Genomic DNA, 10041 nt, shown 5'->3' on the forward strand with positions numbered 1-10041 from the left:
GTTCCGTTACGGCGCCGCTGGGGCGTCAGAAGCATTTGGTGCGCGCGGCATAAATATCAATACAGACATTCCCCGGCCTGTAGGCCAATTTGGATTATATATATGTGTAAGTGCTTCTGTAACGTTATTTAGCATTTTAATGCTGAAAAAATGCGCCCCGATGATATACAACAATGACAGAAAAAGCGTATATTTGTGGCCGACTGATGCCCCGGCGAGGTGCCCGTCAAGCCCGTGCTTGTGAGCGGCTGGCCTCGCGCAGGGAGTTCAGCATAAGCCAAACAATTAAAAATCCGTAGTTATGAGAATTGGTATTCCTAAAGAAATCAAGAACAACGAGAACAGGGTCGGGATGACTCCTGCTGGCGTCTCAGAGTTGGTGGCTCACGGCCATGAGGTGTTTGTTCAGCACACCGCAGGCGTAAACAGTGGCTTTCCGGACGAGAAGTACGTAAAAGCGGGCGCGAAGATATTGCCAACAATAGAGGATACATACCGTTCGGCCGACATGATTATCAAGGTGAAAGAGCCCATTGAGCCCGAATATCCGCTCGTTAAGCCAGGTCAGCTTGTGTTTACGTATTTCCATTTTGCATGTGACCGCAAGCTCACCGAGGCCATGGTGAAGAGCGGCGGTGTCTGCCTGGCATACGAGACAGTGCAGCTCAGCGACGGTTCGCTGCCGTTGCTTGTGCCGATGAGCGAGGTTGCAGGCCGTCTCGGCATGATAAACGGCGCCTACTACCTGCAGAAGACCAAGGGCGGAAAGGGCAAGCTCGTTTGCGGAGTGCCCGGTGTGAAGCCGGTCAAGGTGCTTGTTCTCGGTGGCGGAATAGTTGGGCAGGCTGCTGCCCGCGTGGCTGCCGGGCTTGGAGCCACAGTGGTCATGACCGACATATCGCTCCCGAAGCTGCGTGAGTTGTCGCTCACGATGCCCGCCAACGTGAGCACGCTCTATTCAAACAGGCACAACATAGAGCAAGAGCTGCCCGACACCGACGTCGTAATCGGTTCGGTGCTCGTGCCGGGCGACAAGGCTCCCCATCTCATAACGCGCGACATGCTTGGCATGATGGAGCCGGGCTCGGTGCTTGTCGACGTGGCCATCGACCAGGGAGGGTGCTTCGAGACCTCGCATCCCACCACCCACAGCGAGCCGGTTTACGAGCTTGACGGCATCGTTCATTATGCCGTGGCAAACATCCCGGGTGCCGTGCCTCACACATCGACGTCGGCCCTCACCAACGCCACGCTCAGGTATGCCGTGGCTTTGGCCGACAAGGGGTGGCGCCGTGCCTGCAAGGACGACCCTGCGCTGGCCCTGGGACTCAATGTGGTTGAGGGTAAGGTGACGTATAAGGCCGTTGCCGATGTCTTCGGCATGGCTTACGAGCCTGTTGAGCTGTAGCCCGCGGCATCAAGGCATGGGCCTTGTGAAATTCATGTTGCCCCCGAAGGCTGTTGCAAAAGGCAACCCGCCGTCGGGGGCAATACATTATTATAATGCCATACTGCGCTGCTTCAGTGAGTCACTGGCGGCCAATCCGCTTGGCGCCATTGCAGCCATGAGGCAAGCCATTAGGCCGCGTCAAAAGGCTTTTCTGCCCTCTATGTCCTTTATGGCCTGCGTCAGTCGCCTGAAATCTTCGGGAAACACGTCGCCGATGTTGCCAATCCTGAACGTGTTGGCCTGCGATATCTTGCCCGGGTATATCACGAATCCCCTCTCCTTGAGCTTCGTGTAGAAGTCTTTGAAGTCAAATTCGGCATTGGGATAATAGAACGATGTGATTATCGGCGACTGCACTTCGTCGGGCAGCAGCGTCCGGAACCCGAGGCTGCGCATGCCCTCCACGAGCGTGTCGTGGTTTTCGCGGTAGCGGGCGTGGCGTGCTTCAATGCCGCCTTCTGCCCTCAGTTCGGCCATGGCCTGCATGAAAGCCCGCACCACATGGGTGGGCGACGTGAAGCGCCATTTGCCGTGTCCGTCTTCCATGGTGCGCCATTGGTCGTAGAGATCGAGCGACAGCGAGCGCGCCACGCCCCCGCATTGCTCGAGCAAAGAGCGCCGGGCAATGACGAAGCCGAAGCCCGGCACACCCTGGATGCACTTGTTTGCGCTGCTTATCATGAAGTCGATGCCGAGCCTGGCCATGTCTATCGGCACCCCGCCGAAGCTGCTCATGGCGTCGACAATGAGCACCTTGCCGTGGCGTTTCACCACAGAGGCAATCTCCTCGAGTGGGTTGAGCACGCCGGTAGTGGTCTCGCAGTGCACCACCGACACGTGCGTCACCTCGCCGTGTGCCGTCAGGTAAGTGTCGATGCGGGCCGGGTCGACGGCCTCGGTCTCCTCAAACCTCATCACGTCGCAGTCGATATGGTAGTAGTCGGCAATCACTCCCATGCGCTTTCCGTACGCCCCGTTGGCGGCAACCAGCAGTTTGTCGGAAGGCCTCACGGCCGTTCCGAGAGTGGCTTCGACGCAGAACGTGCCGCTTCCCTGCATCAGCACCGCCGTATATTCGTCGGGACGGCTTGTTGCCAGTTCAACAAGTTGCTTGCGAATCTGCTCAACTATGCCCACGTTATAGTCTTCGTCCCATGTGCACCAGTCGCTCATCATGGCTTCCTTCACGCTGTCTGTCGTAGTCAGCGGGCCCGGTGTAAGTAGTAAGTATGGTCTCATGTCCGTATTGAATTTATTGTTCCGTCTTTTTGTCAGCGTTTGTTTGCCGGGCGCCTATTCGCCGGCCATCCTCATGTTAATGCTTTCTATGAGCGCCGGCAGGGCCGTTGCGTCGTCCACCACATAGTCGGCGCCGGCGGCATACATCCTGTATCTCACGTCGTCCATGCGCTTTTTCAGTTCTGCACTGTCCATGGCCACGGCCTCGTCGGGCGTCAGCGCCATCTCGTTGCTGCCCATGATGACGCCCACGCTCCATGCCCCGGCGTTGCGCCCTTCGCGTATGTCGGCAATGGTGTCGCCGAACTTGACCACCGACCGTGGCGAGTCTACGCCGAGCCTGCACATGTTCTGGTATATCATGTAGGGCTTGGGGCGCCCTGCCGGCAGTCCGTCCGCCGTCACGCAGCAGTCAACGGCATAGCCTTGCCGGCGTGCCGCCGCCGTCACCACGTCCATCATGGCTTGCGTGTAGCCCGTGGTCGAGCCAACCTTCAGTCCATCCGCCCTCAGCGCGGCCATGGTTTCCACCACCCCGGGTATGGGTGTAGAGTAGTCATCGAGCTTTGTTGACAGAGCCTCCTGGAATCCCCTGTAGCATTGTTGCACATCGTCTTCGTTGTAAGCGCGCCCGTATTTCGCTGCAAACTCATCGCTCACGTGCCCTATGGCAAACAGGGCGCGTATCTCTTCGAGCTTTGTCAGGCCCATGTGGGCGCGTGTCTCGGCCGGCGAAACGTTGAGCCCCATTGCCTTGAAGCATTCAACGAATGCAGCCACAGGCGCGAAGCAGCCATAGTCGACGGCCGTTCCGGCCCAGTCCATGATAACACATTCAATCTTTCTCATATCAGTCTTATAGCGTTGTATGTTCGTCTTAGTAACCCGGCATGCGGTTTAGTTGGCAGGCATGAAGCCACTTATGGCCTGCCTTCCGGCCATCTTGCCGTCTTCAGCCTCGCGCCGTGTGCGCCCTGCCTGCACGAGGTAGGCCACCGAGCACACAAACATTATGCAGCAAGCCACGCCAACCCATGTGCTCATCTCGTTGTAGAACAGCGGCCAATCGATGTTCGGGGCGCCCAGTTCCTTGAAGAGCAGTATGCCGAGAGTGCCGAGATAGCCAATGAAATCGATGGTTATGATGAAGAACCCGACGTTGGCGTGCAGCTTGAAGCAGGCGATGAACCGCTCAAAGAATATGGTCTGGAAGCTCAGGTAGGCGATGTCTATGCATAGCGTCTGCAAGAACAGCCACAGGGTGGTGGGCAGCGCCAGTTGGGTCTGGTATGCCCCGATGAACGCCAGCAGTGCCATTCCGGCGGTAGACACGCCAAGCAGTGTGCAGAGCACGCGCAGGTGGCTGCCCACGGCAGACAGTATGGCGAACATGGCCAGCAGCACCACCGTCGCTATTCCGTCGAGGTAGGCGAAAGCCCACGACGGCACCATGCTCACATCGATGATGCACACGATGAAGTCTTCCTTGATGTCGCGCTGCACTGTGAGCAGAAGGTTGGCCGTGAAGAGCAGCAGCAGCACCGGCATGAAGCGTCGGAACAGTTGCCAGCGCTGCCTGCCGTTGAGCGTGACCCGCTCGGAGCGCGCCGCCACGTCGGCAGCGTCGGGCTTTGGCAACCGTGTCATCATCCACCCGGTGAGGCATAGCAGCGGGAAGGCCACGGCCCCGATGAGCGCAGGCATCCACATCTCGCCCACGTGGAGCGACTGCAGGGCGTAGAGCCCGAGCGACTTTGCCACGCCCGAACTGAGCGCCATGCTCACCCCCATGATGCTTGCCAGGATGTCGGTGGTGCGGCGTCCTTCGAGGAAACTGAACAAGACGCCCCACATGCAGCCCAATGACAGACCGTTGAAAAACAGCGCGAAGATGTTGGCCGGCACAGGCATCAGCGCGAAAGCCAGCAGCGATGCCTCGGAAAGAGCTGCCGACCCGATGATGAATCGAAGACGGTTTTCGGGCCGCAGCTCAGATATGAACTTTATGCCGAGCATCTTCGCGCATACGTAACCAATCAGTTGGATGATGCTTACGGCTATCTTGTAGTCCATGCCGAAGGCCTGCATGCCCTCAAACTCGGCCGCCGTAAACGGTTTGCGCAGGGCGTAGACAAGTGAGTAAGACACCAGTGCCGTGCCGCCGGCCCATATAACGAACAGCCAGTCGGGCATGGCCGTTCCGGCCCTGTGCGCATTGTGCATCATGTTTGCCATCTGTTTCATCCTTGTAGTTTGCTTTGTCATTTCACGCCGCAAAGTTAGTCGTTGCCCCGTTGCCCCGGAATGAATAATCCATGAATTACGGGCCGTAACAATTCAGTAAAGCTATCGTAACGCGACAATAACGGCAGTGCAAAACGGGTGCAACCCGAATGTAACACTTTTGCAATGTGTTTTAAGCGGAAAATAGCTATTTTTGCAATTGAATAGCATTGGAAACAGCTTATGGACGAACTCAAGGACATATACGACCGCATCACTTACTTGCGCCATAAGGGCATGAAGATGAAAGACATAGCCGCGCTGGTAGACTTCCAGCCGAGCGTGTTTTCGGCCTTGTATACCACGGTCATACCGGCGTTTGTAAAGAACACGGAGCGCGGCATGGCACCGGCCGAGGCGCTCGACGGCGCCCTCGTGTGGGTCAACAACGTGTCGAAGCGCCGCCTGCTGGCATCGCTGCCGTCGATGAAGGCCACGCTCATGGCCACCGACGTTGAGCCGGAGCCGGTGCGCGGCGGCGGGGGCAACCCCTATGCGGCGGCCCTCGGCAGCATAATGGCGCGCTCGGCAGAGGCCATAGGCAGCCATGCCGGCACATACATGAGCTACAGCATGTCGTCGGGATCGCACGCAATGAAACTCGAGCCTTACATGATAGCCCCCGCTGCAGGCGGAGGCTATGCCGAGGTGACGCACAACAACGCGTATGGAACAACCCATCGCGGACTGGTGATGATGAACGGTGCGAGCCACATCTACCTTGTGTTCAACGAGAACCCTTACCCGCAGCTGGCACTGTTCAGCGTGTGCCTCAGGCTGCCCATGTACGAGCGCCCGCCTTTCTTGCGCGGCATATACACCTGTTTCGACTATAATTACAACCCGATAGCAAGGCGAATACTCTTTGTGAAGCTCTCTGACAGCACATCGGCCGACGAGTTTGCAAAGCTCAACGGATGCCTGAAGGCACGCGAAGAGCTTGAAGGGCAGGAACTGGCATACTACGATTACACATGCCGTGGCGAAGATGCAGTGAGGCTGTGCAACATCCCTTCGCCCACGATGCGCATCGACGACCTGGCCGAAGAGAAGCGACTGCTCGGTTCGCTCAATGCCGGCTGAGCCTCCGTTGCGCCTGCAGTAGGTCTTTGCCGGCTGTGAGCAAGGGACACTCCGTTGCGTCATTGTCATGCAAGGCGTGCCATACGGCTTTTTTCTGGCGTGCTTTTTGGCAGCCCCTAAAGGGCCGTGCGCCGTCCAAAACGCCATGGTGTGCAAACGGCTGCGTGGCTCGTTTCAGGACTGTGGGCACCCTGTGTCTTGTTGTCTTGCATGGTATCGGCCTGCCGTCAGTGGGCGGGCTTGCGTCCGACAGACAGTGTTAAAATCATAAAAATACGCCGGGCGGAATAAAAAATTAGTACCTTTGCATGGTCTTCAGGCTGCTCCGCGCATGGTGGGGCGCATCCGCCACTGCCCGGCGGCGCCACGGGGCTGTGGCCGTGGCAATGGTCTGTGCCCGTCGGCAGGCAACGCCGTTCGGCTTTCCCGTGGCATTGGCCGCGGCCGCATGGCAGGCATGGCAGTGCCGCCACACATCTTTTGCGGCCTGTTTTTGCGGCCGTCACAGCTGCCGGTGCACTTTTGGGCGCTTCGGTGCATGGCGGTGGGATGGCAAGAGAGTGCTTGGCGGCGCGTCTTGTCGATGGTAGCATATTATTACAATGTGGCGCCCGCATCCCGGTTTGCGCAGTCCTGGCCTGCAAGACAGGCCGTTTCGGAGTGCAACGGCGGCCGTTTTGCCATGCAGTCCGGGCCGTTTGGCGGCCTGAAACGGCCTGTGCCGCAATGCGCTGGTGGTCAGGGTGTTGGGCAGGTCGTGCCGTTCTTTGAAATTATCGTTACATTATTGCGACTGCGCATGGCAGCCGTCGGCATGAGCAACAGCGGCGTTGACTCCATGGCTGCGCCCGTGTTGTGTAGCGCCGCGCCACGGCCTGTCGGCCGGCCTGCCGTGGCTGTGGTTGCCTGCGGCCTTTGCGGCGGTGCCGCCGAGGCCTCAAAACATTTCCATATTGTGCTAAAAAGCCTCTACTTTTTCCTTCTTACGAAGAAAATTAGTAACTTTGCACGCTATTTAAAAGATTGTATGGAAAATAACAAGGCTACTTTGGAATTGGGAACAAAGCCCGTCGGACCCCTGCTTATGCAGTATGCCTTGCCTGCCATCATAGCTATGACAGCATCGTCGCTATACAATATGGTAGACAGCATATTCATAGGGCAGGGCGTAGGGGCCATGGCCATCTCAGGATTGGCCCTCACCTTCCCCTTCATGAATCTTGCAGCCGCCTTCGGAGCGGCCGTTGGCGTCGGCGCTTCGACGTGCATCTCTGTCCGCCTCGGGCAGAAAGACTATGAGGCCGCCGAGCGCGTGCTTGGCAACACCGTCACGCTCAACCTCATCATCGGCATCTCCTTCAGCGTGATTTCGCTGCTGTTTCTCAACCCCATACTCTATTTCTTCGGGGCGAGCGAGCAGACTTTGCCTTACGCGCGCGACTACATGGAGGTGATTCTGGCCGGCAACGTGTTCTCGCACATGTATTTCGCCATGAACGCCGTGCTGCGTGCGGCGGGCAAACCGCGCCAGGCCATGTATGCAACCATGTTTACCGTGGTGATGAACACCATACTGGCGCCCATCTTCATCTATCCGCTCAACCTCGGAATACGCGGCGCCGCCTATGCTACCATTATCGCGCAGATGATGGCTTTGGTGTGGCAGATGAGGCTTTTCAGCAACAAAGACGAGCTGTTGCACCTAAAACGGGGCATCTACAGGCTGCAGGGCCGCATTGTGAAGGCCATCATCGCCATCGGAATGTCGCCGTTTGCCATGAATGTATGCGCCTGCGTGGTCGTCATTTTCATCAACAACGGACTGCAGAAGTATGGCGGCGACCTTGCTGTGGGCGCCTACGGCATTGCCAACAAGGTGTGCTTCATCTTCGTGATGATAACGATGGGCATCAACCAGGGTATGCAGCCGATAGCCGGCTACAACTATGGCGCGCAGCTGATGGACCGCTTGATGAAGGTGGTGAAGTATGCCATAATTGCCGGCACGGTTGTCACAACGGCGGGCTTTGCCATAGCCGAGCTGCTGCCGGGGCCGTGCGCACGCCTGTTCACCACCGACCCCACGCTGATAGCGCTGTCGGTCGAGGGTCTGATGATAGAGATGCTGGCCTTCCCCATAGTCGGTTACCAGATGGTGGTGACCAGCTTTTTCCAGAGCATAGGCAAGGCAAAGGTGAGCATGTTCCTATCGCTTTCGCGGCAGTTGATATTCCTCTTGCCACTGCTTGCGGTGCTGCCGCCCATCTACGGGGTCGACGGCGTGTGGTGGGCAATGCCGATATCCGACACTGTGGCTGCCGTGGTGACGTTCTTCATGATGATGTCGTACATGCGGAAGTTCAAGAAAATGACTATAAAATAACATCGGGATATGAGCGAAAAGAAAATAATCATAAACGTGGGGCGGCAGCTTGGCAGTGGCGGTCGCGACATAGCGAAGATGCTTGCGCAGCATTTCGGCTGCAAGTATTACGACCGTGAGCTGCTCAACCTGGCCGCAAAGGAAAGCGGTTTCAGCGAGAAGTTCTTCGAACAGAACGACGAACAGAAGGGATTCTTCAAGTCGTTGTTCCACCTCAACGTGCCTTTCCTTGGCAGCGCCAACTTCTACAACAACAACCTTTCGCAGGAAAGCCTCTTCAAATTCCAGAGCGATGCGATACGGAAAGCGGCCGACGAGGGCTCGTGCGTGTTCGTAGGGCGTTGCGCCGACTACGTGCTGCGCGATTATCCCGGCCATGTCGACGTGTTCATCACGGCCGACATAGCCGACCGCATAGCGCTGGTGAGCAGCCGGCTGGGATGCGACGAGGCCACGGCGCGCAAGAAGATACTGTCTGGCGAGAGCGAGCGCTCAACATATTACAATTATTATACCGGCAAGGAATGGGGCCACAGCTCATCCTACGACCTTTGCATCAACTCGAGCTTGCTGGGACTTGAGGGCACAGCCGCCTTCATTGCAGAGTTCATCGGCAAGCGGCTTGCGCTGTAAGGCATAGGCAAAGGCAGGCTGGCAACATGAAGAAAGGAGGGCAATGATGAAGAGAATAGGCATCATAAGCGATACCCATGCGTATTGGGACGACCGTTACCTGAAGTATTTCGAGCCGTGCGACGAGATTTGGCACGCCGGCGACATAGGCTCGCTCGAGGTGGCCGAGCGCCTGGCGGCATACCGCCCGTTGCGCGCCGTCTGCGGCAATTGCGACGGGGGCGACCTGCGGCGCATGTACAGAGAGACGCTGCGGTTTAAGTGTGAAGACGTAGACGTGCTCATGAAGCACATCGGCGGTTACCCCGGCAACTACGACCCGTCTGTCAGGGGGATGATATACGCGTCGCCGCCACAGCTGTTCATCAGCGGCCATTCACACATATTGAAGATAAAGTACGACCGCACGCTGCGACTGTTGCACATCAATCCCGGCGCCGCTGGCCTGCAGGGGTGGCACAAGGAGCGCACTCTGGTTCGCCTGGTGGTAGACGGCAGCCGTTTTGCCGACTGCGAAGTGATAACCCTGGGCAACCGCACCACGGTGGTTTAGCACTGCGCCCGGGCCGCCCGAGGGCGCTCGCGGCGGCATGTGCACGGCGGGCTGTGGCGTGGCGGGGCCCACATCAGCCCGCAATGTGGCGGCATCGGCGGCCACGGCAGGCCAAGCAACTGTAGCGATATATAATAAATTGGCTTCAAGTACGTTATAGTCAATATACAGAACTCACCAACCAATAATGTCAAACGCAATGAAGAGTATCATCATAACCGGCGGAGCCGGGTTCATAGGCTCACATGTGGTGCGCCTGTTCGTCAACAAATACAGTGAGTATCACATCATAAATGTCGACAAACTGACCTACGCCGGCAACCTGGCCAACTTGAAGGATATCGAAGGCCGGCCCAACTACACATTCGTCAGGGCCGACATCTGCGACTTCGACGCCATGCTCGGGCTCATGCGGCG

Annotated in this window: 9 protein-coding genes; 6 read left to right on the forward strand and 3 right to left on the reverse strand. The window is 57.6% G+C overall.

Annotated elements, in window-relative coordinates; all coding sequences use genetic code 11:
- The first annotated feature begins 301 nt into the window (after nucleotides 1-301).
- Nucleotides 302-1408 (forward strand): alanine dehydrogenase, encoded by a 1107-nt coding sequence (gene ald / locus H6B30_RS07140; RefSeq protein WP_205109111.1) that lies wholly within the window; start codon nucleotides 302-304, stop codon nucleotides 1406-1408.
- A gap of 180 nt (nucleotides 1409-1588) precedes the next feature.
- On the opposite strand, the gene phnW is transcribed toward ald, so the two are convergent.
- The 3 genes from phnW to H6B30_RS07155 are packed head-to-tail and all read right to left on the reverse strand — an operon-like array spanning nucleotide 1589 to nucleotide 4933.
- Nucleotides 1589-2689: a 2-aminoethylphosphonate--pyruvate transaminase gene (gene phnW, locus H6B30_RS07145; RefSeq protein ID WP_205109113.1), complete on the reverse strand. Its 1101-nt coding sequence runs from the start codon at nucleotides 2687-2689 to the stop codon at nucleotides 1589-1591.
- 54 nt (nucleotides 2690-2743) lie between these two features.
- Nucleotides 2744-3538, reverse strand: coding sequence for a phosphonoacetaldehyde hydrolase (gene phnX / locus H6B30_RS07150; protein ID WP_205109115.1), 795 nt, complete (start codon nucleotides 3536-3538; stop codon nucleotides 2744-2746).
- A 48-nt stretch (nucleotides 3539-3586) separates the two neighbouring features.
- On the reverse strand, nucleotides 3587-4933 hold the full coding sequence (locus H6B30_RS07155; RefSeq protein ID WP_439116960.1) for a DUF5690 family protein: 1347 nt from the start codon (nucleotides 4931-4933) through the stop codon (nucleotides 3587-3589).
- A 222-nt stretch (nucleotides 4934-5155) separates the two neighbouring features.
- Between H6B30_RS07155 and H6B30_RS07160 the strand changes: the two genes are divergently transcribed.
- From H6B30_RS07160 to H6B30_RS07180, 5 genes are all read left to right on the forward strand, one after another.
- Nucleotides 5156-6055 carry a hypothetical protein gene (locus H6B30_RS07160; RefSeq protein ID WP_205109117.1) on the forward strand — a complete coding sequence of 300 codons (900 nt, stop codon included), beginning with the start codon at nucleotides 5156-5158 and terminating at the stop codon, nucleotides 6053-6055.
- A 1027-nt stretch (nucleotides 6056-7082) separates the two neighbouring features.
- The gene (locus tag H6B30_RS07165) at nucleotides 7083-8438 is read left to right on the forward strand and encodes an MATE family efflux transporter (protein WP_205109118.1); all 1356 of its coding nucleotides are present in this window, start codon (nucleotides 7083-7085) and stop codon (nucleotides 8436-8438) included.
- A 9-nt stretch (nucleotides 8439-8447) separates the two neighbouring features.
- The gene (locus tag H6B30_RS07170) at nucleotides 8448-9071 is read left to right on the forward strand and encodes a cytidylate kinase-like family protein (protein WP_205109120.1); all 624 of its coding nucleotides are present in this window, start codon (nucleotides 8448-8450) and stop codon (nucleotides 9069-9071) included.
- Between the two features lie 46 nt (nucleotides 9072-9117).
- Entirely contained in the window at nucleotides 9118-9624 is a 507-nt protein-coding gene (locus tag H6B30_RS07175) for a metallophosphoesterase family protein (protein ID WP_205109133.1), read from the forward strand.
- 199 nt (nucleotides 9625-9823) lie between these two features.
- On the forward strand, nucleotides 9824-10041 hold a 218-nt coding region (locus H6B30_RS07180; protein WP_205109122.1), incomplete at its 3' end, for a GDP-mannose 4,6-dehydratase.

This window comes from Marseilla massiliensis (assembly GCF_016899955.1).
GTDB lineage: Bacteria > Bacteroidota > Bacteroidia > Bacteroidales > Bacteroidaceae > Prevotella > Prevotella intestinigallinarum.

Excerpts from the sequence above, each read along its gene's own strand:
- ald (WP_205109111.1), top strand. The coding sequence starts at position 302 with ATGAGAATTGGTATTCCTAAAGAAATCAAGAACAACGAGAACAGGGTC.
- phnW (WP_205109113.1), bottom strand. The coding sequence starts at position 2,689 with ATGAGACCATACTTACTACTTACACCGGGCCCGCTGACTACGACAGAC.
- phnX (WP_205109115.1), bottom strand. The coding sequence starts at position 3,538 with ATGAGAAAGATTGAATGTGTTATCATGGACTGGGCCGGAACGGCCGTC.
- H6B30_RS07155 (WP_439116960.1), bottom strand. The coding sequence starts at position 4,933 with ATGAAACAGATGGCAAACATGATGCACAATGCGCACAGGGCCGGAACG.
- H6B30_RS07160 (WP_205109117.1), top strand. The coding sequence starts at position 5,156 with ATGGACGAACTCAAGGACATATACGACCGCATCACTTACTTGCGCCAT.
- H6B30_RS07165 (WP_205109118.1), top strand. The coding sequence starts at position 7,083 with ATGGAAAATAACAAGGCTACTTTGGAATTGGGAACAAAGCCCGTCGGA.
- H6B30_RS07170 (WP_205109120.1), top strand. The coding sequence starts at position 8,448 with ATGAGCGAAAAGAAAATAATCATAAACGTGGGGCGGCAGCTTGGCAGT.
- H6B30_RS07175 (WP_205109133.1), top strand. The coding sequence starts at position 9,118 with ATGAAGAGAATAGGCATCATAAGCGATACCCATGCGTATTGGGACGAC.